We start from the raw sequence: 24,268 nt of genomic DNA, 5'->3' as shown, positions 1-24,268 counted from the left end.
TTATAATGAATATTATGATGAAACATAAGTCCTATCCTGACAATAACTTTCATCATGTGTGAATACATACCGTTTTTCATTTTTGAATAGATAATTCATATTGAGTCAGATACGAGGTGAATCCATGCAAAACAAGCAACAAGGCTTTTCATTAATCGAAGTATTAGTCAGTATCACGATTCTTTCAATCATTTCAGTTTCACTCATCAGCATTTTTTCCCAATCCTTATCCGCTTCTCGTGATAGCACGGAATTGACGTTTGCGAATTACCTGGCGAAAAATGCCGCTTCTTATATCGAACGGGAAGCCGTCGAAGCGGAGAACGGACCCTTCGTATTCGATACACTTCTTGAACAGACGAAAGGCACCCCATATCAGAATGGTAGCTATACAATACCGACGCCGAACACGCCGTCATGTGGTGTATCGGCTATTTGTGACTCAATCTTCAATGATGCGGAAATAAATAATATGCCATTCGATGTAAAAATCAGTGTTACCCCGCATAAAATCGAAGGAATCGAAAATCCGAACCTCCTCGATTTATACGTCTATGTCTATCTCGACGGTCAACCTGACCCGATTACATCATTGAAAGGATCGATTACGAATGCGACGCTCAACCAAAGTTTTCCCGCAACAAAATGACGGATTTTCCCTCGTCGAATTGCTCGTTGCCATCGTCATCGCTGCTATTTTTAGCGGAGTCATCCTGACCGTCTTCATCTCCGGTACAAAGAGTTTTCAGGCGACGGGAATCATCAGTGAGCTCAGAAGCGAAGCCGATAGTTCGGTCGGACTCATTTTAAATGAAATCACCGGCTTCGATGCCATTCGCATCACAACAGCGAATGAGCTGTCTTTCTATAAAAAGACATTGCCTAGCCTTAACCTGGATTCCGGTCTACTCGAGCGAACGGACGGCTTCATTCCGTTCAACGCCAATGTCGAACAACAAAATGAAGTCACATCAACTCCAATCACCTATACATTCGCAACACAACGACTTGACGAAAACATACTCATCTACGAAGGTGCACTCGAAAACATCAATGATCAAACAGAAATCAAAAAGACCTTTACGATTTCAAGTCCCGAGTACGTCGACATCACGACCGGTGACTACCCGGGCAGATACGTCGTCCATGGCATTTTGACGATGACGCTCCGAATTCAGTCGACGGATAATGAAGAAACACAGACCTTGAATAGTACGATTGGATTTTAGTTCAGAAAGGACGACCCATGAAAAAATCTGAAGAAGGTTATACGCTATTGTTCGTACTCGTGACATTGACCGTCCTATCGGTCTTAGCAATCGCGACGATTGGTGTCAGCCTGCAATCGACACGATTGACGGAAATACGCGGGACAAACATTGAAGTCGATACAGCGACGCAAAATCAACTCGATCAAGCGATCGCAGCACTCCAACAACTCGTCGCAAAAACCAGTCAAGAGAATCCAACCAGTTCCTCAAAAGAGCTATTTGCAGATATCCCGAATGAAATCATACTCCCCTTGAAGACGTCGGCTCCTCTTGTTGAAGTTCAGTTAAATGAAGCCGCCTCGAACGTCCGCGTTAAAGCGTTCGATTTGACCGCTCACGTCGAAGAGACGAAAGGTGATCAACCGACGGTCAAAAAGACCTATACTCAACGGGTCTATTTATCAGCGATTCCTAGTTTTCTATACTATACGCTCGGGTCCGACAATCAAGTCATCTTAAATGGAGCACCACGAATCGAAGGGAACGTCTTCTCGCGGGAAGCACTCAAAGTTTCTGCGACGCCAAACTTCATCTATAACGGTCAGATAGGCCACTATACAGATAAGCTGGCCCATCCATACATCGATGGACAAGTTCGTGTTTTCCAGCCGCAAACTCAACCGCTTCTAACATGTACAGACTTTTTACCATGTGATGCGACCGTCTTTGATCCGACCACCAAAACGGATCTTGTTTCAACGAAAGACACGCTCGTTCCGTTCGATTTTGAATTTGCCCTGAATGATTTCTTAACGATTCCAAGTAACACACCACTCGCCTCCGTTCCGACCTACTTAAAGAGTCAATCAATTGAAAAATCGGTGCTGACAGGACCATTCTTGAATGAATTGAGTACAAAGAAACAAATCATCATCCCAGCTCCGACTGAGCAAAATACAGTGACGATTACCGATGATATCGTTAAAGAATCGCTCGAACCGTTAATCATCGATGGGAACTTGACGATTTCTTCTTTAAATCCGATTGATCAACCGCTTGAGATTAAACGCCCAATCGTCGTCCTCGGTGATTTATTGATTCGGGGTAACGTCAGTTTTGCGACAACCATCTTCTCGACCGGTTCAAGCCGGTTAGATGATGCCAACATTCAAGGCATCACGAGTTCAACGAATCAAAACACTCTGATTTTACTCAGCAAAGGAACGTTAACGATCAATCGTGTCAATAAGTTTTCCGCACCTAAAACAACCGCACCGGACATGAATGCCTTTCTTTACAGTGATTCGCCTACCTTGAATCGCATTTATTCAGTCGGGTCGACGATGAACTTACAAGGCGGTATCTTCACAAAAGGACAGCTTGAGGTTAATGCGTATCGCGGGACGCTGGACTTACCGGAAGCGAACTACCCGGCAGACGTCACCGCGTTGACCACTTTGATGAACACGAAAAAATCTGCTGACGCGGTACAATCTCGTCTCCGCCTGAAATATGATGCGAGTGTCCTGAAAAATCCGACGTCGATGCTTCCACTCAGTCGGGCTGTCAAAATGTATGTCGAGACTCCGAAACGAACAACTCCTTGACGCAAAAAACCCCTCGACATTGATGGATGTCGAGGGGTTTTTCATTGAAATGTTGTCGCACCATACGCTCGTGCCACCTTTTTGACTTTGGTCTTTTTGACTTCTGCACCTTGCTTTATCAACAACTGATAAATATCCTGTCGGTCTTGTTTGACTGCTTCATAAATCGGCTGATGCGTTCCGACGTTCGGATTTGCTCCTGCTGTCAGTAATTGCTTAATCACAGTCTCATTTTGATCGACCGTCGCATAATAGAGAGGCGAATTTCCAGCTTTATCGAGCGCATTGATATTTTTTCGTGTAGCTTCTTTAATCAGTAAAGCATAAGCATCCGCAGATTGGTTCACGCTCGTCGCAACATGCAGGACTGTCTGTTGTTGCTCATTCGTTTGCTCGACGGAAGCCCCCTTAGCAAGCCATTGCTTAACTACAGAAGCTGGTCCGAACCGGGCGACATAAAACCAGTTAACTTGATTTTTAACACTCGTGTCGTCCAGCAAAACGAGTGCTTTGTCATAGTCGAGTGCTTCTTGGAACTGCTGAATGTACTGATTCCGGTCTTTCGTCGATAAAGAAACGTGTTCGACTGCTGACGCAAATGCGTTAACATCTGACGTATCGATACTCTTTTCAAACGCTTGCTGGTTTCGCTGTTCGATCAACAAGTAGGTCGTTGCTCCAATTCCGATTAGAAACAGGAGAACGACGCTAATGATTTGCTTTTTCTTCACGTCATTTCCCCCATCACTTAATAGACATCCGTATCTGGTGAAGTGTTCGAACCTTCAGAAGAAATCGTCACTTTAAAGGTCGCCGTCAACGGTTGTTTCTCCGTCGCACCGGTTTTGATGACTTCAAGGACCGATTGATCTGCTTTTAATGCCGTCACTTTGACACGTGCGACACCTGGGCGAATCGGTTTTAAGGCTTGTGCCGATGAATCAATCTTCACATACTCTTTTCCCTGAAGCACTTCCAACCGATAAAAACGCTCTGTCGCCGTCACGGGTAACCAGTTCAAGACAGGCTGCTTTTGAACATCCTGCATGGAAAGTGTTAAATCGTTCGCCGTCAAATCATTTGGATTTTCACGTACCATGATTTTCGTGATGGCTTGTGTCGCTGTAAAATCTCGAAGTTTCAGTAAGGCGTCGACTGGACCAGCCGGTGTCCCCGTTATTCCCTTGACTGTGTAACCAGCCGCCGTTTGAATGAGTTCGATTGCCGGACTAGACGTCGAAACGGTGAACGGTAATCGAATACTCGGTGTAAAGGTCGCCGTGACATCTTGTGTCGTGTTGACCCATAACTCTAGGTTATTCGGTGTTACGGCTAGTTCCGGTAATTTAACTTCAATCGTATAGACTTGCGACTGGGCTAAATAGGTCGTGCTGCCGCTCGATGCCGGAACAACGGCTTGAACGGTCATTGTGCCTGGTTTTTTTCCTGTTAGCGATAACTCATCTGTTGTCAGACCGGTAGCCTCGACTAAATCGTTGTTCGTGACAAGCCATTTAATCGGTGCATCCGTCCCGGACAACATGGCTGCTTCGCCCGTCATCGCTTTCGTCTGTCCGACGTATAACTCGCTTGGTACACCACGGACGATCAATCCACCAAAGACATCGTTAATCGTCAACTTCGAAATCGCGACTAATTCACGTCCATTCGCGACGGGGACAATCAATTTAATTTCCGTCGTTCCGATTTTCTTCGGTTCGATGATGCCTTGATCGTTAATCTTCGCAATGCTCGTATCTTCAATCGACCATCTCAATGTGCCGTACTGACTACCTGCCGGATTGATTTCTGGCAATACCTTATAAGACGGCGTGTTGATATCCATCCGGACAGCTGGAATTTTAGCTTCCGTCGCAAAGCGGGTCGATAAGGCATATCCTAGTCTCGGGAACGACTGGACATCGTTCGCAAGTGAAGTCGATTTATCGACGCCATTTTTCTTATCACGGTAAATGGTCTTCGTTGAAACAATTGTATTCTCTTTTTCATCGAAGACATGAACACCTGCCGCATCCTTCGCTCGTACTTTTACGGTAAAAATCAGTTCCGACGGCTTTGCAATCCATAATCCTTTGTGGAGCCCTTCAATCGCTTCATCATATTCGATGTCCGGTACATTCCCCGTCAATGTTTGATTGACGATTTTCGCACCGTTAAGACCTGTTGCTGAGACGACTTCGATATTACTCGGGAAGTTTTCTGTAAACAAAATATCTTCCATCGTTACTGAAAATTGTCCCATGATGTAGCCGTTGTTACCGATGGCATCTTTTTGAAGCATCGGGCTTGTTTTGACCGTATACGTAATCGTTGCTGTTTCCCCTTGCGGAATCGTTGCCGGATCGATTGACCGTGATAATGTGAACGGAGATGAAGCGGATGGCTGAACGATTTGGACGGTACGTGTCTCAATCGTTTTCGCCCCCCGTTGATCCTCTGCTTCGATCCGGATTGTCGCGGTTGTTTTCCCTGTCAACTTAGCATCAAAGCTTTGGCTGACAAACGAATTGTTTTTTAGTTTATTATTTTCATACACTTTTTCATTGTCGATGTAGATTCGTGTCTTCAATTCCCGATCGCGTAAGTCATAGTCATTAACCTTATAAGATACCGTGATTGGTTCATTGTCTAAATAACTCGCTTGATTGGCTGGCAGGATATTTTTAATGAGCGGTTTATGATTCGCCCCGATAAAGGCGCGGTACATCGTGTTCGAGAACAGTTCTTTTTCCTGTTGTTGGTTGAACGTCGAGGTATGACCTGCACCGGAGTAGGTGACATTGCCTTTTGTATACATATAGTAATGGTTACGGGCATCGCCGATGGTACGACCCGCGTTTTGAGTCGTCGTATCGACGTCCAGTTTGTTTTCTCGAATGTTGTACCACGGAATTAAATCGGGTTGTTCTAAATCAAGACCAAAGTATTGGTCATGGGTTGTTGCGATTGAGACTTCATCCGCTAACGTAAACGGATACGACGTCATGACACCGTCATTTTGTTTGACCGCCTTCCCTGACGTCCGCTGTGCTCCGTACCCCATGTTCGTGAAGTTCTTTTGTCCGGCAAGTCCGGCAAATTTCTTTTCCCAGAACAGTTCCGGATTCGCTGACTGACTTGGACGGAAAATCGTATCGTGGGACAACATCAGTCCTTGCCCGGTGTTCGTGAAATCAAGGATTGCATTCGAGGCCGCATCATTCAGCGACGCCGCTCCGTACGAATCTTGAAATCCAAAGATTAACATGTCGTACGTCGTATTTAAGTTTCGTGATGCGTACGTACTGTTAAATGTATCTGCCGTAATGACTTCGACGTTAAAATCATAGTACCCGGTTTCTTTCAATAACGTACCGGTGTTCATGAAGCCATTGATTGAACCCGTCGATCCACTGCGCGTCACCTGTAAGATTTTTGCTTCTGCGACTTGGTCCTTCATTAAGAAACTACCTGTTTTGTAGTCGGTCAGTCCGTCGCTACTCGACACACGGATCATCCAGTTCCGAGGTCCCGTGTAACTCGGGGCATCGAAATTATAGCTCAATGCCCCCGTTTTGGTAGCCGGCTTCTCATCAACCTTTTCCGACTCTTCAAATTGGTCATTGCTATCAAAGTCGATATACAGTTGCGCTAACTGATTCGTGTTCTCGAGCGTCGTCGTGTACATGAAGTCGATTGGAACGTTCGGAACAGCTGACTTCCCTTTATCGATTCCTGTTAATGACACACCGTTTTGTTTGACGGAAACACCTTCTAGCCGCGGACGGATGACCTTTTGAGTCTTTAACTTCGTCATGACTGTCTGAATATCCGTATATCGAATCAATGCATTTGATTTAAGATCTTTAAAGATGGCATTAAAATTGCTTGACGTATGTGTCAAGACATCTTGATGTAGAAAAACCGGCAGCCCTTTATTGACGAAGGCACTGACGATTTCATTTCCTTTTAACTTCGTGATGTCGTTCTCAATCTTACTCGTATTATGTGCTTTCTTCGTATCCGAGATTGTCATTGAATAACGGTCGGTTCCTGTGAAGACGGATGGATCAAAGACAACAGCATCAAACGCACCATCTAACGGAAAACGAGAGGCGTTCAACTCTTTGACCGTCATCATTTCAATCTCATAGCGGGTCGAATCGAGCCCGTTGAGCAATGAGGTGATTATCGTATTTGGATCAATCCGGTTCGTCATCGACCATGCATCCCGGATTTCAAGAATTTTCAACTTATCTGCCGCAGCAGCCTTCGTATGTGGTTCTTGTATATAATTAAAACTCGTAAAGATCAGTACACTGACTAAAAACAGACGTAACCACCGTTTCATCTTCCATCGTCTCCTCGTCGTAAGATCATAAAATATAGGACTATATTACCCCAATCTTAGTATACAAGGACTTTTAGCGTTTTCCCTTTTTTGTAAAACGTTGTCGCAGTATTTTTTCACGAACGACACTGATGAAGTAAAGAGACCCTGTTACGATGAGTGTTTGATTAGTCCCTTCGTATTCAGCAAGAAACGAATCGAGTTCTATGACGTTTGCCCCATCCGCAGTCAGTTCTTCTAGCGACCGGGCTCGCGGAAAATCAAACGTCGTCTCCACAATCATCGGTGTCACTTCTTGAAATTGTTTAATCATCGCAAGGCGATCCTTATCCCGCAGGATGGAGCAAAGGATGACGATTGGCATTGTTTCCTGTTTTAGACGGTCGACGAGCACTTTAACACCTTCCGGATTATGAGCCCCGTCTAAGATGATGCGCGGCTCGCGCGAGATTGTCTCAAACCGTCCCGGATGTTTGGCGTTGCGGAGACCCCGACGAATCGCCGTCTTTGACCAACCGAGCTTCTTTGCGAAGATGACGGCGTTCGCTGCATTTTCGACTTGATGGTGCCCTTCGAGTCCAAGTCGTGTTTCCGGAATTCCTTCATACGTCGCCCATGTTCCGGTCGCATTCAGTCGGTACGAGACGATGGCTTCCTGACTCCACTTCAACGTTGCCGCCCGGTCGCCACAATAGGCCATCAACGGGACCGTCAATTCCTCTTGCAGTTTCCCGGCAATGACCGATGTTCCCCGTTTGATGATGCCGAACTTTTGAAGGGCAATCTCTTGGAGCGTATCTCCGAGAATCGCTTGATGATCGTGACCAATTGAGGTGATGATGGCCGCTTTCGGTTGCTTCAGTACGTTTGTCGAGTCATAAAGCCCTCCGAGTCCGACCTCGTAAATGACGAAGTCTGGACGAACTTGATTGAAATGATAGAAAGCAAGTGCCGTCAACGCTTCAAATTCCGTGACTGTACCAATCGTCGGCTCAAGCTCGGTCATTGCTTGCTTCACTGCAGTAGCTGCCTTAACGAGATCCGCTTCAGCAATCGGCACTCCGTTCAGCATGATCCGTTCCTCGAACTGAATGATGTATGGGGATGTAAACGTCCCGATGTGTAACCCTTCCGCCATTCCCATCTCCCGTAAGAAGGCGACGGTCGACCCTTTCCCGTTCGTCCCCGCGACATGGATCGTCGGAACAGCATCCGGATCAATCTTTAGTTCTTCCAGTAACGCTTCCATCCGACTTAATCCCGGTTTGATACCGAATGCCAGTAACCGTGACAACCACTCTAATACGTCTTCTCTCGTCTCCACTCTGTCTCCGCTCCTTTAAAAAAAGTGGCTCAAGGAAACTTGAGCCACTGTTGAAATTATTGAGATAGTTCGTTGATCCGTGCTTCGACTGCCGCACGTTTTTCGTTATAATCCTGTGCTTTTGCTTGTTCTTCTTCGATGACATGTGCCGGTGCTTTTCCGACGAAACCTGGGTTGTTGAGTTTTTTCTCGACCCGTTCGACTTCCTTCGTATACTTGACGAGTTCTTTGTTCAAGCGGGCGATTTCTTCTTCGATGTTGATTAAATCAGCCAACGGAATGAACAATTCTGCGCCGGTCACGATGGCACTGAGTGCTTTTTCCGGTGCTGCCATGCTGCGTTCGACAAGTAATTCGGAAGCATTCGTGAACTTTTTCAAGTATGAGACGTTCGTCTCTAAGTCATGCTGTACTTGGTCGTCACTCGTCGAAATCATCAACTGGATTTGTTTTGACATCGGTGCGTTCACTTCGGCACGAATGTTGCGGACCGACCGGATGACGTTTTGGACAGCTTCAAACGCAGGAACTGCTTGCGGGAAGTCGAGTGTCTCATTACGTGTCGGCCAAGCCGCACGCGTGATCGTTTCCCCTTGATGCGGCAAGTGCTGCCAAATCTCTTCCGTGATGAACGGCATGAACGGGTGCATCAGACGCATGATTTGGTCGAGCGTGTACGCAAGAATCGAACGCGTCGTCAATTTAGCGACCTCATCTTCACCGTTCAGCGGTAACTTCGCCATCTCGATGTACCAGTTACAGAAATCTTCCCAGATGAAGTGGTAGAGGACTCGACCGGCTTCACCGAACTCATACTTATCGGATAATCGTGTCACATCAGCAATCGTCGTGTTCAGACGTGTCAAAATCCACTGATCGGCTAATGATTTTTCGCCCGTCAGATCGATTTCTTCATACGTCAGACCATCCATGTTCATCAGTGCGAAACGGCTTGCGTTCCACAATTTATTCGAGAAGTTCCATGTCGCTTCGATTTTTTCCCAATAGAAACGTAGGTCGTTTCCTGGCGTCGAACCTGTCGTTAAGAACCAACGGAGTGAATCGGCACCATATTTTTCGATGACGTCCATTGGATCGATTCCGTTCCCGAGTGATTTCGACATCTTCCGTCCGTCCGAGTCACGAATCAGACCGTGAATCAACACATCGTTGAATGGACGTTCGCCTGTGAATTCATACGATTGGAAAATCATCCGCGATACCCAGAAGGCGATGATGTCGTACCCCGTTACGAGTGTCGACGTCGGGAAGTATTTTTGGTAGTCCGCAGCATCCGTATTCGGCCAACCCATCGTCGAGAACGGCCAGAGCGCTGACGAGAACCACGTATCGAGGACATCGTTGTCCTGCTCCCAGTTTTCGATGTCGGCAGGTGCTTCTTTCCCAACGAACACTTCACCTGTTTCTTTATGATACCAGGCTGGAATACGGTGTCCCCACCAGAGTTGACGGCTGACACACCAGTCACGGATATTCTCCATCCAGCGGACGTAGGTGTTTTCGAACCGTTGTGGGACGAAGTTGATTTTATCCTCGCCCTGTTGTTCAGCAAGTGCTTTTTCAGCGAGTGGCTCCATCTTGACGAACCATTGCAGCGACAAGTACGGTTCAACGACTGCATCCGACCGTTCCGAGTGACCAACCGAGTGCAGGTGCGGCTCGACTTTAATCAAGACGCCCGAGGCTTTCAAATCTTCGACAATTTGTTTGCGGCACTCGAAGCGATCCATACCCTCGTATTTACCGGCGTTTTCGTTCATCGTTCCGTCTTCGTTCATGACGAGGACACGTGGTAAGTCATGACGGTTCCCCACTTCAAAGTCATTCGGGTCATGGGCAGGCGTGATTTTAACGACACCTGTTCCGAATTCCATATCGACATATTCGTCAGCGACGATCGGAATTTCTCGTTCGACGATCGGGAGCATGATCGTTTTACCGACGAGGTGAGCGTAACGCTCATCTTTCGGATTGACGGCGATTGCCGTATCCCCAAGCATCGTCTCCGGGCGCGTCGTCGCGAGTTTAACGTGACCTGTTCCGTCCGTCAACGGATAGCTGAGGTGGTAGAACGCACCTTCGATATCTTTATAGATGACTTCGATATCGGAAATCGCAGTTTTCGTCGCCGGGTCCCAGTTGACGATGTATTCGCCACGATAGATCAAACCTTTTTCATACAGCTTAACGAATACTTCCTGGACCGCTTCAGATAAACCCTCGTCGAGCGTAAAGCGCTCGCGTGAGTAATCCAGACCAAGTCCGAGTTTCGCCCATTGCGCACGAATCGTTGACGCATATTCTTCTTTCCATGCCCATGATTGTTCGAGGAATTTCTCACGTCCCATTTCTAAGCGCGATTGTCCTTCTGCCCGCAATTTTTGTTCAACTTTTGCTTGCGTCGCGATTCCCGCGTGGTCCATTCCCGGTAAGTACAGGACGTCGAACCCTTGCATCCGTTTCATCCGTGTCAGCATGTCTTGTAACGTCGTATCCCAAGCATGACCGAGGTGTAGTTTCCCTGTCACGTTCGGTGGCGGGATGACGATCGTGTACGGTGCTTTCTCCGGATCTTGATCGGCTTTGAAATATTCCCCTTCCAACCAAAAATCGTACCATTTTTCTTCCGTCGCCTGCGGATCATATTTCGTCGGCATTGATAATTCCTGCATCTAAATCGCTCCTTTTATCCATAATAAAAACGGCTACTCTCGTCCTCATCTAAGGACGAAAGAAGCCGTTGCTCTTCCGCGGTACCACCTTAGTTCACCCCGAAAACGGGAGTGCCCTCTAGCCCGCGTAACGTGCGGAATCCGGATATCGCTCGCTCGCGCTTACGATACCAGCTCGTGGGGTGACCTTCGTCGGGACACACTGTCACATCTCTCAGCCGGTGGATGTGTTCTCTCTTACAGTCTGTTGTCTGACTACTCTTCCCGTCAACGCTGTTTCCAAATTATTCTTTCCTTATTTTATCCGAGACGTCCATCACCCGTCAAGAACTCCTTAACGGTTAAATTCGACCTGGAGTTCTTTGAACGTCAGTTCGACGGCTTCAATCGTCCGTTCGATATCATCATCCGAGTGGACGGTCGATAAGAAGAGTCCCTCGAATTGTGACGGTGGGAGGAAGATTCCGCGCGCCGCCATCTTTTGATAGTACGAACGGAACATCTCGAGGTTCGATGTTTTCGCTTGTTCGAAATTCGTCACGGGTTGATTAGTGAAGAAGACACCGAACATTGCGCCGGCCCGGTTCGTCGTCAACGGAATGTTATATTTCGCAGCAGCCTGTAAATAGCCTTCTGCTAGACGATTTGCTTTTTGGTCAAACACTTCGTAGTGCTCCGGTTTTAATTGCGTTAAGGTCGCAAGCCCCGCTGCCATCGCAAGCGGATTCCCCGACAGGGTACCTGCCTGATAGATTGGACCTTGCGGCGCGATTTGCTCCATGATGTCACGGCGTCCACCGTAGGCACCGACGGGCATACCACCACCGATGACTTTACCGAGACATGTGATGTCTGGCGTGACACCGAAGTATCCTTGGGCACAGTTGAAGCCGACACGGAAACCGGTCATGACTTCGTCGAAAATTAACAACGTACCGTGTGCTTCCGTGATTTCACGAAGCCCTTCGAGGAATCCGGCTGCCGGCGGGACGAAGCCCATGTTACCTGCTGCCGGTTCAACGATGACACCTGCGATATCGTCGCCATGTTTTTCAAAGGCAGTCCGGACAGCGTCCATATCGTTATACGGAACCGTCAGCGTCATGCTGGCGATTTGTGCCGGAACTCCCGGTGAATCGGGAAGACCGAGCGTCGCGACGCCTGAACCGGCTTTAATCAACAACGAATCGCCGTGTCCGTGGTAACATCCTTCAAATTTCAGGATTTTCGTTTTGCCTGTAAACCCACGCGCGAGACGTAATGCCGCCATCGTTGCTTCGGTCCCCGAGTTGACCATCCGGACGACCTCGACGGACGGGACACGACTGATGACGAGTTCTGCCATCGCTGACTCGATTTCAGTTGGTGTCCCGTAACTCCAACCGCGTGTTGCCTGTTCTTGAATCGCCGCCGTGACGATCGGATCGGCGTGACCTAAAATCATCGGTCCCCATGATAAAACGTAATCGATGTATTCTTTCCCATCGATATCGTATAATTTTGAACCACTTGCCCGTTCGGCAAAGATTGGTGTCATACCAACTGATTTATAGGCACGGACTGGACTGTTCACGCCACCCGGCATGAGTGGTAATGCCCGCTCAAAGGCAGCTTTTGATTTTGAGTTCTGATTGGTTAAGCTCATTTCGATTCCTCCAAGTAACGACAGATGTCTTTCGCGAAATACGTGATGATTAAATCTGCTCCAGCACGTTTAAAGCCAAGCATCGTCTCCATGACGATTCGTTCTTCATCAATCCAACCGTTGAGTGCCGCTGCTTTGACCATGGCATATTCCCCTGAGACGTTATAGGCGACGATTGGTAAATCAATCCGCTCGCGCACGTCCCGAATGATGTCCATGAAGGCAAGCGCTGGTTTGACAATCATGAAGTCTGCCCCTTGTTCTACGTCAGACGTTGCTTCCCGGAATGCTTCACGGCGGTTCGCCGGATCCATTTGATATCCTTTACGATCACCTTCACCCGGTGCTGAATTGGCTGCGTCACGGAATGGCCCATAATAGGCAGAAGCGTACTTAACGCCATAACTCATGACTGGAATATGGCTGAACCCATTCTCATCAAGCCCTTGACGGATTGCAGCGACAAAACCGTCCATCATCGAGGATGGGGCAATGATGTCTGCACCGGCACGCGCTTGTGAGACGGCCGTTTGGACGTGCAGTGGGAGTGAGGCGTCATTATCGACTGTACCGTCCGCAACTATGCCGCAATGTCCTGTCGATGTATATTCACAGAGACATGTATCCGCGATGACCGTCAATTGCGGTGCGAGTTTCTTGACGAGACGCGTTGCTTCTTGAACGATCCCGTGATCATGGAATGCCCCTGTGCCTTGTTCATCTTTTAAATGATCATGTGGGACACCAAATAAAATCACCGACTCGATACCGAGTTTTACGATTTCGTTGATTTCTGCTTCGAGATGATCAAGCGATAGGTTGAACACACCAGGCATCGAACTAACTTCCCGCTTAATGTCTTCTCCTTCTGCGATAAACAGTGGATAAATCAAATCTGATTTATGCAAATGATTTTCTCGTACGAGTGAGCGAAGTGAAGCCGTATTTCGCAAACGGCGGTGACGTGCGAATTCTAATGTGTTCATAACAGTTCCTCCTCTAAAATACAGTCAATCAATCCGTCGAGCGTAAACGTCTTCGCGATGCGCAGAGGATACAGTCCTGCTGCTCGCGCTGCTTGTTCCGTGACCGGTCCAATCGCGACATACGTCGCAGACGTTTGAAGTGCTAACGAAGCGAGTGCTTCGACGGCCGATGGACTTTGTAATCCGATAAAATTTGCGTCTGACAAACGTTCTCGTGGAATCCGTCGGATGTTCGTTTCATATGTCACGACTTCGAGGACGTCAGCTGAGACGAATTGTTTTAAGTGTTCGAGTGGTTCTTGGCGCGACCGATTCCCACGGGCAAAACAAATCCGTTGGTTCGGCAATAGTTGGTGCTGTAACTCGGCGACGAGAACATCACCCGTAAAGGCAGATGGGATGAAGTCCGCGGTTCGCCCCGCTCGTTCGAGGGCTTGCGCTGTTTTTGTCCCAACAACTGCAATTTTCGTTTTTTGTAATCGTGGTAAATCGGCCTCGATTCGTTCGACGCCTGTCGGGCTCGTCACGACCAACCAATCAAGTGCCGGTGGCAATTCGAATGCAACCGGTACCGTCTCGATACTTGGTTCGTGAATGACTTCAATCTGCCGTTCCGCTAAACGCTGCACTTGCTGCGAGTTCGGTGGCCGACTCCCGGTCAGGACAAGCCGTTTATAAGTCATCCGGCAACGATGCGAGAATTTCGCGACCGCCGGCATCGAGTAACCGATCCGCGACGAGTTGACCGAGTTGCATCGGGTCAAGCGAAGTTTCGCGTTCGAGCAAGATTTGTGTCCCATCGACTGAACCGATGAAACCAACGAGTGTCGTCGATAAATCTTCGTTGATCGTCGCAAAACCACCAACCGGGACGTGACAGCTTCCTTCGATCGCGGATAAGAATGACCGCTCGGCAAAGGCCACTTTTTCAGTCATTTGATCATGAATTAAATTTAAAAGATCACGGATTTCCTGGTCTTGTTCACGGCATTCGATTGCCAAGATACCTTGACCGACAGCAGGAATCATCTCGTCCGTCGAAATGTATTCCGAGACGATTTCATCTGACCACCCCATCCGTTGCAGACCAGCTGCCGCAAGTAAAATCCCGTCGAATGGTCCTGTCTTCAACTTTTCGAGACGTGTATCAATGTTTCCGCGAATCGATTCAATCTTCAAATCCGGACGAAGTTTAAGCAATTGTGAGCCGCGGCGTAAACTGCTCGTCCCGACCGTAGCACCTTCAGGCAGGGTCGCAAGTCCGCCGCCTGTTGTTGTGATGAGCGCATCCCGTGCATCGACACGTGCAGGTGTTGATCCGATGATAAGACCTGCTGGAAGTTCTGACGGAAGATCTTTCATGCTATGGACAGCGAAGTCGATTTCTTCATCCAGCATCTGTTGTTCGATTTCCTTGACGAACAATCCTTTCCCGCCGACTTTAGACAATGTCACATCAAGGATTCGGTCCCCTTTAGTGATGATGTTCTTGATTTCGAATTCATATGGAGCACCCGCTTGTTTCAATTGCTCGATGACCCATTTCGTCTGTGTCATCGCTAGTTTCGAACTGCGTGAACCTACTATGATTTTTCGCATGCTAAAATCCCCCTGTACAATAATAAAGGGGCGGCACAAGTCCGCCCCATGCTTTTCTATTGTAACACAATTACAGCTTTGTTCACCGATTCACAGCTTTGCGTGGTTCAGAAGTTTCGTCTTGTAACACGACGTCTTCGACCGAGGAATCAAACAGTTCTTCATCGAGTGCAAAGGTGTCCATGAACTGTGCAATGCGTTGTTCTGCATCTGGTTTTGCCGCGGCATCTTTAATGTATGAGAGCGGTTCACGTAATAATTGATTGATAATTGATTTCATGTGTTTTCCAATGACGGCTTTTTCACGGGCCGACATGTCCGGCAGTTTCCGTTCGAGGCTTTGCATCGTCTCTTGCTGAATTTTAAGCGATTGATCGCGCAGTTCCGTAATGATTGGAACGACACCAAGCGTCGTCATCCATCCTTCAAACTCAGCGATGGCAGCTTCAATCCGTAACTCGATTTTAGCCGCTTCTTTCATCCGTTCCGCCATGTTCTGTTGGACGATTGATGTTAAATCATCGACGTCATATAAATGAACACCAGGTAAGTCACCCGCTGTCGGTTCGATATCACGTGGTACCGCGATGTCGATCAACAGGAAGGGACGGTCACTGCGGAACAGTTGAGCAGCGGCGATATCTTCCCGCTTGATGATCGCCCGTTTGGCACCGGTAGAAGAAATGACGATATCAGCGCGAAGAAGACCACATTGCATTTCGTTAATCGAATGTGCAGACCCTTCGAAACGATTCGCAACTTCTTCTGCTTTCGCAAGCGTTCGGTTAAAGACCGTGATATCTCGCGCACCGGCCTCATACAAGTTCAACGTCGTCAATTCACCTGTCTCACCGGCACCGATGACGACAATTGATTTATCTTCAAGAGAACCGAGCAATTGTTCTGCAAGTGTCACGGCAGCAGCACTGACAGAAACGGCACTCTCCCCGATTCCTGTTTCAGCATGGGCACGTTTCGCAAGCGTTACCGCTTCCTTAAATAGTTTGTTGAAGACCGTTCCCGTCGTTTCTAATTTTTGCGCTGTAAAGAAACTTGTCTTCACTTGACCTAAAATTTGCGTTTCCCCGACGATCATCGAATCGAGACCACTCGTCACTCGGAACAAGTGCTTCATCGCATCAAACCCTTCATGGATGAATAAATACGGTTCAAGTTCTTCCATCGTCAAACCGAACCAGTTCGCAAGAAAACGTTTTGTATAGTAGCGTCCTGTGTGTGGTTGATCCGTCACGACATATAATTCGGTCCGGTTACAAGTCGACACGATGACGCTCTCGAAAATACTCTTTTCATCTCGTAACGCCACGACCGCTCCCTTCATCTCATGTTCCCCAAATGAGACTTGTTCGCGTATTGATACAGGCGCCGTCTTATTATTTAAACCGACAACTACGATATGCATGCGCTCTACCCCTTACGTCTAAAGATTTCATTCTCCTCTATCTTTTGTTCTCTACTCTACATTATAACCATTATAAAAAAGATTCCAATCAATTTATAAACTAAAATGAGTCAAAGTTGTGAAAAGTATTCTTTCATCCTATCCCTCTCTCGAATAAATCACAAACCCTCTGCTCGAATGTTTCAGCAGAGGGCTTATCGTTAGGATTTGGAAGAATCGGTAATGATTGTCGAGCTCTCGGTCTGCAAGTCGAACTGTTGCTGACGTAAACGATAAATACGAGCAATGTTCTGGATGACGACTTTGGAGACAGCATATGTCGGAACAGCCAAAATGACGCCGATGATACCGGCGATTTTACCGGCGACGAGCAAGACGATGATGATCGTCAACGGATGCACTTTTAACGTTTTCCCTTGAACATACGGAGAAATCAAATTCGATTCAATCTGTTGTGCGATAACGATCGTGATGATTGCATAAAGCGCCTTGATCGGATCATCGATGAATCCGACGATGACGGCAGGAACAGCACCGATATATGGTCCAAGATACGGAATGATGTTCGTCACCGTACAAAATAATGCGAGTAACAAAGCGTATTGAATATCTGAGATGAAGAAACCGATTAACGACATCAATCCGACGCAGAGTGAGACGATGACTTGACCATTGACGTAGTGCTTAACCGTCACGTGCATGTCATGTAAGATGTTACGTGTTTCTGCCTCATAGCCTTTCGGTAAAAGTTTAACGACCGAGTCAGGAAACTTGTACCCGTCAAGCAGCATATAGACGAGAATGAACGGAACGAGCACGACGATTAGAACCGTCGAAGAGATGACACCGAAAATGGTTCCGACAGATGCCGAAACGGACTTGAAGAGCGTTCCGATATATGACGTCGCTTCATTCGTCCACTCGTCAAACAATTCCGTATTGTGTTGAACCCAGTTCGAAATAAAACGATTGTCCATCAATTGATCGCGTAGATTCAACGTTTGATCACGTAGTTCTACGACAAGATTCGGGATGCTCGTGACAAACTCCGTCACCTGTTTGACGAGGATTGGACCGATCAACGTAATGATGAGCGTCAAAATCCCGACAAAAGCGAGTAAAACAATCAGAACGGCAAGTCCACGTCTTTTGACACGTTTTTGTAAGGTGTCAACGATTCCAAGTGTAAAGTAATAAAAAATTCCTGCAATGATAAGTGGTGGGAAAATTAACGCAAGCATCACTTTAATCGGTTGGAATAAAAACGAGATTTTCGTCCCGACCCAGATGACTAAGAAAATCGTTAGTATCCAAAGTAATGCTTTAAACCATTTGTTTCGAAGTAAGTCCACGAATAAGCCTCCTACAGTTTTCAATTCCGGTATAGCATATTTTTTAAAGCTGCTATTCCATTAATTTGTTATTATTTCATCTTTTTCATCAAGATTTACGCTGGATGAAAGCTATGTCCAAAAGAGAACTGGAAATAATCTTTATCTTTTTACAATATTAAGTATAGATACATCGCTATTTTTTATCTATATTATTTTCGAAATAATAAATTAAAAGGCAATGTTCATCTTGTGAACATTGCCTTTTACCTTCAATCAGTTGTACCTCTTACAAATGAGCATAAATCGCTTCCCATGCCGCATCGACACCTTCGCCCGTTTCTGAAGAAAACGGAATGAATGTATCTTGACCATCAAATTGCAGTTTCCGCTTGATGGCTGCGATTTGTTTATCCCGCTGACCACGCTTGATTTTATCAAGTTTTGTCGCGACGACGATGACGGATAAATCATAGTACTTTAAGAAGTCGTACATGATGACATCATCTGCCGATGGTTCATGACGAATGTCAACGAGTAAGACGACACCTTTTAGTATTTCACGTGTCGTGAAATACTTCTCCATCATTTTTCCCCAGGCTTCCCGTTCCGTTTTCGAAACTTTCGCGTAGCCGTATCCGGGTACATCGACAAACATGAGCTCATCATTGATATTGAAGAAGTTCAACGTTTGTGTTTTCCCTGGTTTTGATGAAGTACGCGCGAGCGCCTTCCGCTGTACGAGCTTATTGATGAACGACGACTTTCCGACGTTCGACCGTCCCGCAAGTGCAACTTCCGGAAGAAGTGGTTCCGGATAATGCTCCGGATTGACACCACTTGTAATAAAATCTGCTTTATAAATTTTCATGTTACTCTCCTTTTAATGCATGTTCGAGTACTTGGTCCATCGTAGCGACCGGAATGAATCGAATCCCATCTCGAACGGTTTCTGGAATCTCATCGATATCGCGCGTATTGTCTTGTGGCATTAAAATCGTCGTCAATCCTGCACGATGTGCCGCGAGCGATTTCTCTTTTAGACCACCGATTGGTAAGACACGACCACGTAACGTGATTTCGCCTGTCATTCCGACGTCGCGCCGGACTGGACGTTTCGTCAGAGCAGAAATCAAGGCTGTCGCAATCGTAATCCCAGCTGACGGGCCATCTTTCGGTACGGCGCCTTCCGGTACGTGGATATGAATATCCTGTGTTTCATAGAAATTCGGGTCAATTCCAACTGTTTCAGCGTTCGCTCGTACGAAGCTGTATGCTGTCTGAGCCGACTCTTGCATGACATCACCAAGTTTACCCGTTAATTGCAATTTTCCTTTACCTGGCGCAAGACTGACTTCAATCGTCAGTGTGTCGCCCCCAAATGCAGTATACGCTAAACCGGTCACCGCGCCAATCGTATCTTCTAATTCTCCTTGACCATACCGGTAGATCGGTTTCCCTAAGAAGTCTGGTAAGTTCCGTTTCGTCACCGTGACACGTTTCTTTTCACCCATCGCGATTTGTTTCGCCGCCTTACGACAAAGCGACCCTAACACACGTTCCAAGTTCCGGACACCGGCTTCTCGTGTATACCGTCGGACGACTTCCTCGAGCGCGTCCGGTTTGACTGTTAATTGACTCTTTTTCAAGCCGTGTTCTTTGATTTGTTTCGATAGCAAGTGACGGACCGCAATTTGTGCTTTCTCTTGCTCCGTATAACCACCGATTTGAATCAATTCCATCCGGTCAAGTAAAGGTCCTGGAATGTTCGAGACATCATTCGCCGTTGCGATGAATAACACGTTCGATAAATCGAACGGCTCTTCGATATAGTGATCAGAAAAGCTATTGTTTTGCTCAGGATCGAGCACTTCAAGCATCGCAGACGATGGATCCCCACGGAAATCATTCGACATCTTATCGATTTCGTCGAGTAGGAAGACCGGATTGTTCGTACCTGCTTGTTTCAGTCCACGAATGATTCGTCCCGGCATCGCTCCGATATACGTCCGGCGATGGCCGCGGATCTCTGCTTCATCTCGTACACCACCAAGCGATACACGGACGAACTTCCGTTCAAGAGCGGTAGCGATGGAACGTGCAAGTGAAGTCTTCCCGACCCCCGGAGGACCTGCGAGACATAGAATCGGTCCACGTAACGAATCCGTCAATTGACGGACAGCTAAATACTCGAGAATCCGTTCTTTTACTTTTTCGAGACCGTAGTGATCTTCATCGAGTTGTTCCGACGCCGCTTCGACGTTCAAGAAATCATCCGTCGCCTCATTCCATGGAAGCGAGAAGAACCATTCCAAGTAATTTCGAATGACACCATGTTCCGGACTCGTCGCCGGTACGACGGCTAACCGATTGATTTCTTTTTCAACGTTTGCAACGGCTGTGTCTGATAAATCGAGCATCGCTAGCTGTTCTTTATACTTCACAGCATCACTTTCAGCAGAAACTGCTTCCCCTCCGAGTTCTTGTTGAATCGTTTTCAACTGTTCCCGAAGGTAATAGTCACGTTGGGATTGTTCAATCGTTTTTTTCGTCCGTTCCCGCATTTCTCGCTCTAGCTCAACGACTTCGTACTCATGCTTCATGACATCGAGCAACATCAAGCCCCGCTCGACCGGATCATTTTCTTCTAGGAATTCTTGTTTTTTTGCAAGTTCAATCGGCAATTTCGACGTGATGTAATCCGTCAAAGAATCCAGGCGTTCATACGTTTCAAAACGACGTCGTTCGTCTGTCCCGATGCCTTTGATACGGGAGACGAGTTGACCGAATTGTTCTTTAATCAAGCGGACGAGCGCCTCTTGTTTTGCACCTTTGATATCGATTTTCTCAATCGGTTCGATGGCTGCTTGATACCCTTCATCCGTTTCACTGACTTGTTCAATCCGAACACGTTCCTTACCGATGACGCGAACGCGGACCGTATCATTGCCAAGCTCACTCATCTTCGCGATTTGGACAAGTGTTCCGATTGTATGCAGTCCGTCAACCGATGGTTCTGCTTCTGGGTCGCGTTGCGTCACGACGACCAAATCAATTTCATGTTCCTTTGAAGCGAGTAATGCTTTTAGTGAAACTGGTCGACCAACATCAATCGTCAAGCCGATTAATGGATAGGCGACGACGCCACGAAGTGGTAAAAGTGGATATTGTTTTGTCTTCATCAAATTCCTCCTAAACAAAAAAGGCTCGGAAAGGCGTACAAGTAGCCTCCGAGCCGATTTGTCACGGTGTTACGCCGTTTCTTTTTCTTTACCTTGTTCAATTGTACCATCTTTCAACTCAAGCGTCGGACCACGCTTACCAGTCAACGTTTCAGCTGTAATGATGACTTTTGCGATATCTTCACGTGATGGTATTTCGAACATGATTTCAAGCATCGTTTCCTCAATGATCGAACGTAAACCACGTGCACCGGTTTTCCGTTTGATTGCGAGTTTCGCGATTTCAATTAGTCCTTCATCTGTGAAGTCGAGTTCGACATCATCAAGTTGAAGCATTTTTTTATATTGTTTGACTAACGCATTTTTAGGTTTCGTCAAGATTTGGACGAGTGCATCCTCATCGAGTGGTTCGAGTGTCGCCATGACTGGCAGACGACCGATGAACTCGGGGATTAGTCCGAATTTTTGGAGATCCTCTGGTAATGCGGCAGCAAGAATTTCTTTTTGCGTAAAGTTACGGTTTTCAGAATCATTTCCGAATCCGATGACTTTTTTACCAAGACGACGTTTAATCGATTGATCGATTCCATCAAATGCTCCACCGACGATGAAAAGAATATTCGTCGTATCGATTTGAATGAATTCTTGATGTGGATGTTTACGTCCACCTTGTGGCGGTACGCTCGCAACTGTTCCTTCTAGGATTTTAAGAAGTGCTTGTTGCACCCCTTCTCCTGATACATCACGTGTGATGGAAGGATTTTCAGATTTACGGGCAATTTTATCAATCTCATCAATATAGATGATTCCTTTTTCTGCTTTCTCGACATCGTAATCAGCAGCTTGAATGAGTTTCAAGAGGATGTTTTCAACATCTTCCCCAACATATCCAGCTTCCGTTAAACTTGTCGCATCCGCAATCGCGAAAGGAACATTTAAGATACGTGCCATTGTTTGTGCAAGAAGTGTCTTACCACTACCTGTTGGTCCAATCATGACGATGTTAGATTTAGAAAGCTCGACATCATCTGCCCGACCACCGGCGTTGATTCGTTTGTAATGATTGTACATTGCGACAGACAAAGACTTTTTCGCTTTCTCTTGACCAATGACATAATCATTTAATGTCTCACGAATTTCATGCGGTTTTGGTACGTTCTTTAGTTCGACTTCTTCTTCTGTACCAAGTTCCTCTTCAACGATTTCATTGCAGAGTTCGATACATTCATCGCAAATGTAAACGCCAGGTCCAGCAACAAGTTTGCGCACTTGCTCTTGTGTCTTTCCGCAGAAAGAACATTTTAGCTGACCTTTCTCTTCGTTAAATTTAAACATAAAGGTCCACCCCTTTAACGTGGAAGTTGTATAGATACGTTTCGCATCCAATCTCACGTTTTACTATTAATGATTGTAGCACGAACAAGGAAAGTCTTTCAAATCTTGGACGAGCGTTTTACAGTTTGATTTGAAGATTTTGATAATGTTTGTCCTTGTTTGACCTATCGTACAAAAAAAACGACTTCAAGACCAGAAATAGGTCTTGAAATCGTTTAGTTCAGTTAAAAAACTTATTTCGTTTTAGCATTATCAACGAGAACGTCGATTGCTTTACGGAACTGGAGATCACCTTTAAGCGTGTCGAGACCACCTTGTGGCGCGAGCATCGTTTCAAGTTGATCAGCAGGGATGTTGTAGAGTTCAGACATCGATTGAAGTTCAGCTTGCGCTTCTTCTTCGTTCACTTCGATGTTTTCATCTGCAACAATTTGTTTCAGAACGAGACGTGCTTTAACACGTTCTTCTGCTTGTTCTTTCATTTCAGTACGCATCGCTTCTTCTGTCGTTCCAGTTAACTGGAAGTACATGTCGAGTTCGATACCTTGTGATTGAATGCGTTGTGTGAATTCTTGGACCATACGCTCAACTTCGTTGTCGACCATAACTGCAGGAAGATCAACTGTCGCGTTTTTAGTCGCTGCTTCAACCAACTCATCACGCATTGAAGCATCAGCTTCTTGTTTACGTGTGTTTTCAAGACGTGTACGAATTTTTGTTTTCAACTCATCAAGAGAAGAAACTTCTTCGTCCATTTCTTTAGCAAACTCATCTGTCAATTCAGGGAGTTCTTGTGCTTTCACTTCGTGGATTGTTACTTTGAATACGACTGGTTTACCAGCGAGTGATGCTTCATGGTACTCTTCTGGGAAAGTAACGTCGATATCTTTTTGCTCACCAGTTTTCAGACCGACCATTTGCTCTTCGAATCCTGGAATGAAGTTTCCTGAACCGATGACGAGTGAATAGTTTTCAGCAGTTCCGCCGTCGAATTGGTTGTCCCCATCAAAACCTGCGAAGTCGAATACGACCGTGTCGCCATTTTCGATGACGCCGTCTTCTTTTACGACGAGCTCTGCTCCACGCTCTTGCATTGTTTTGAGTTCAGCATCGACATCTTCGTCAGTAACGTCAGTTTCGACAGCTGTGTACTCAAGACCTTTGTACTCACCAAGAGTTGCTTCAGGTTCGATGACGAACGTGATTTTAAACTCAACCGGTTTTCCTTTTTCGAGTGTTTCAACGTCGATGTTTTCAAGCGCGATTGGCTCGATACCTGATTCGACGACAGCACCTTCGATTGTATCTTGATACAAGATATCAAGAGCATCTTGATAAAGTGCTTCTTCACCGTACATTTTGTTAAACATTGTGCGTGGCATTTTTCCTTTACGGAAACCAGGTGTGTTCAAAGTCTTAACGACTTTCTTGAACGCTTGGTCTACCGCTTTATCAAATGCTTCAGCAGGCGCTTCATACGTGAGAACGCCGAGGCTACCTGATTGTTTTTCCCATTTTGCAGTCATGCTGAGTCCCTCCAAAATTGTCAATTAGCGTACATGTGTGTACAACAAGTCACAT

Annotated in this window: 17 protein-coding genes; 3 read left to right on the top strand and 14 right to left on the bottom strand. The window is 46.6% G+C overall.

The genetic code is table 11. The features are described from left to right. Nucleotides 1–124: 124 nt before the first annotated feature. The 3 genes from KNQ02_RS02530 to KNQ02_RS02520 are packed head-to-tail and all read left to right on the top strand — an operon-like array spanning nucleotide 125 to nucleotide 2,818. Nucleotides 125–649: a type IV pilus modification PilV family protein gene (locus KNQ02_RS02530; RefSeq protein WP_214807258.1), complete on the top strand. Its 525-nt coding sequence runs from the start codon at nucleotides 125–127 to the stop codon at nucleotides 647–649. Next, nucleotides 612–1,229, top strand: coding sequence for a PilW family protein (locus tag KNQ02_RS02525; RefSeq protein ID WP_088837546.1), 618 nt, complete (start codon nucleotides 612–614; stop codon nucleotides 1,227–1,229). The genes KNQ02_RS02530 and KNQ02_RS02525 overlap by 38 nt, the downstream gene beginning before the upstream one ends. A 17-nt stretch (nucleotides 1,230–1,246) precedes the next feature. After that, nucleotides 1,247–2,818 carry a type II secretion system protein gene (locus KNQ02_RS02520; RefSeq protein WP_214807255.1) on the top strand — a complete coding sequence of 524 codons (1,572 nt, stop codon included), beginning with the start codon at nucleotides 1,247–1,249 and terminating at the stop codon, nucleotides 2,816–2,818. Nucleotides 2,819–2,859: 41 nt separating this feature from the next. Here the strand turns inward: KNQ02_RS02520 and KNQ02_RS02515 are convergent, their stop codons facing one another. The 14 genes from KNQ02_RS02515 to tig form a co-directional block, all read right to left on the bottom strand. Then, entirely contained in the window at nucleotides 2,860–3,549 is a 690-nt protein-coding gene (locus KNQ02_RS02515; RefSeq protein ID WP_214807254.1) for an ankyrin repeat domain-containing protein, read from the bottom strand. 17 nt (nucleotides 3,550–3,566) lie between these two features. Further along, nucleotides 3,567–7,169 carry a DUF5057 domain-containing protein gene (locus KNQ02_RS02510; protein ID WP_214807253.1) on the bottom strand — a complete coding sequence of 1,201 codons (3,603 nt, stop codon included), beginning with the start codon at nucleotides 7,167–7,169 and terminating at the stop codon, nucleotides 3,567–3,569. 73 nt (nucleotides 7,170–7,242) lie between these two features. After that, nucleotides 7,243–8,493, bottom strand: coding sequence for a bifunctional folylpolyglutamate synthase/dihydrofolate synthase (locus tag KNQ02_RS02505; RefSeq protein ID WP_214807252.1), 1,251 nt, complete (start codon nucleotides 8,491–8,493; stop codon nucleotides 7,243–7,245). A 56-nt stretch (nucleotides 8,494–8,549) separates the two neighbouring features. Beyond that, nucleotides 8,550–11,186: a valine--tRNA ligase gene (locus KNQ02_RS02500; protein WP_214807251.1), complete on the bottom strand. Its 2,637-nt coding sequence runs from the start codon at nucleotides 11,184–11,186 to the stop codon at nucleotides 8,550–8,552. Between the two features lie 334 nt (nucleotides 11,187–11,520). Beyond that, a complete protein-coding gene (gene hemL / locus KNQ02_RS02495) occupies nucleotides 11,521–12,831 on the bottom strand; it encodes a glutamate-1-semialdehyde 2,1-aminomutase (RefSeq protein ID WP_214768696.1) in 1,311 nt (436 codons plus the stop codon). Continuing rightward, nucleotides 12,828–13,817 (bottom strand): porphobilinogen synthase, encoded by a 990-nt coding sequence (gene hemB / locus KNQ02_RS02490; protein WP_214768698.1) that lies wholly within the window; start codon nucleotides 13,815–13,817, stop codon nucleotides 12,828–12,830. The genes hemL and hemB overlap by 4 nt, the downstream gene beginning before the upstream one ends. Beyond that, a complete protein-coding gene (locus KNQ02_RS02485) occupies nucleotides 13,814–14,500 on the bottom strand; it encodes a uroporphyrinogen-III synthase (protein WP_214768699.1) in 687 nt (228 codons plus the stop codon). The genes hemB and KNQ02_RS02485 overlap by 4 nt, the downstream gene beginning before the upstream one ends. Next, nucleotides 14,490–15,416: a hydroxymethylbilane synthase gene (hemC, locus tag KNQ02_RS02480; protein ID WP_088837553.1), complete on the bottom strand. Its 927-nt coding sequence runs from the start codon at nucleotides 15,414–15,416 to the stop codon at nucleotides 14,490–14,492. Before hemC ends, KNQ02_RS02485 begins: the two co-directional genes overlap by 11 nt. 82 nt (nucleotides 15,417–15,498) lie before the next feature. After that, nucleotides 15,499–16,839 (bottom strand): glutamyl-tRNA reductase, encoded by a 1,341-nt coding sequence (gene hemA, locus KNQ02_RS02475; protein WP_088837554.1) that lies wholly within the window; start codon nucleotides 16,837–16,839, stop codon nucleotides 15,499–15,501. 200 nt (nucleotides 16,840–17,039) lie between these two features. Then, nucleotides 17,040–18,191: an AI-2E family transporter gene (locus KNQ02_RS02470; protein ID WP_214768700.1), complete on the bottom strand. Its 1,152-nt coding sequence runs from the start codon at nucleotides 18,189–18,191 to the stop codon at nucleotides 17,040–17,042. 268 nt (nucleotides 18,192–18,459) lie between these two features. Then, nucleotides 18,460–19,041, bottom strand: coding sequence for a ribosome biogenesis GTP-binding protein YihA/YsxC (gene yihA / locus KNQ02_RS02465; RefSeq protein WP_088837556.1), 582 nt, complete (start codon nucleotides 19,039–19,041; stop codon nucleotides 18,460–18,462). 1 nt (nucleotide 19,042) lies between these two features. After that, nucleotides 19,043–21,352 carry an endopeptidase La gene (lon, locus tag KNQ02_RS02460; protein ID WP_088837557.1) on the bottom strand — a complete coding sequence of 770 codons (2,310 nt, stop codon included), beginning with the start codon at nucleotides 21,350–21,352 and terminating at the stop codon, nucleotides 19,043–19,045. Nucleotides 21,353–21,421: 69 nt separating this feature from the next. Then, a complete protein-coding gene (gene clpX, locus KNQ02_RS02455) occupies nucleotides 21,422–22,687 on the bottom strand; it encodes an ATP-dependent protease ATP-binding subunit ClpX (RefSeq protein WP_088837558.1) in 1,266 nt (421 codons plus the stop codon). A 233-nt stretch (nucleotides 22,688–22,920) separates the two neighbouring features. Continuing rightward, on the bottom strand, nucleotides 22,921–24,213 hold the full coding sequence (gene tig / locus KNQ02_RS02450) for a trigger factor (protein WP_088837559.1): 1,293 nt from the start codon (nucleotides 24,211–24,213) through the stop codon (nucleotides 22,921–22,923). Nucleotides 24,214–24,268: the final 55 nt, after the last annotated feature.

It is taken from the genome of Exiguobacterium sp. s102, assembly GCF_018618635.1.
Classification (GTDB): Bacteria; Bacillota; Bacilli; order Exiguobacteriales; family Exiguobacteriaceae; genus Exiguobacterium_A; species Exiguobacterium_A oxidotolerans.
This window is presented reverse-complemented; position numbering and strand designations above follow the sequence as displayed.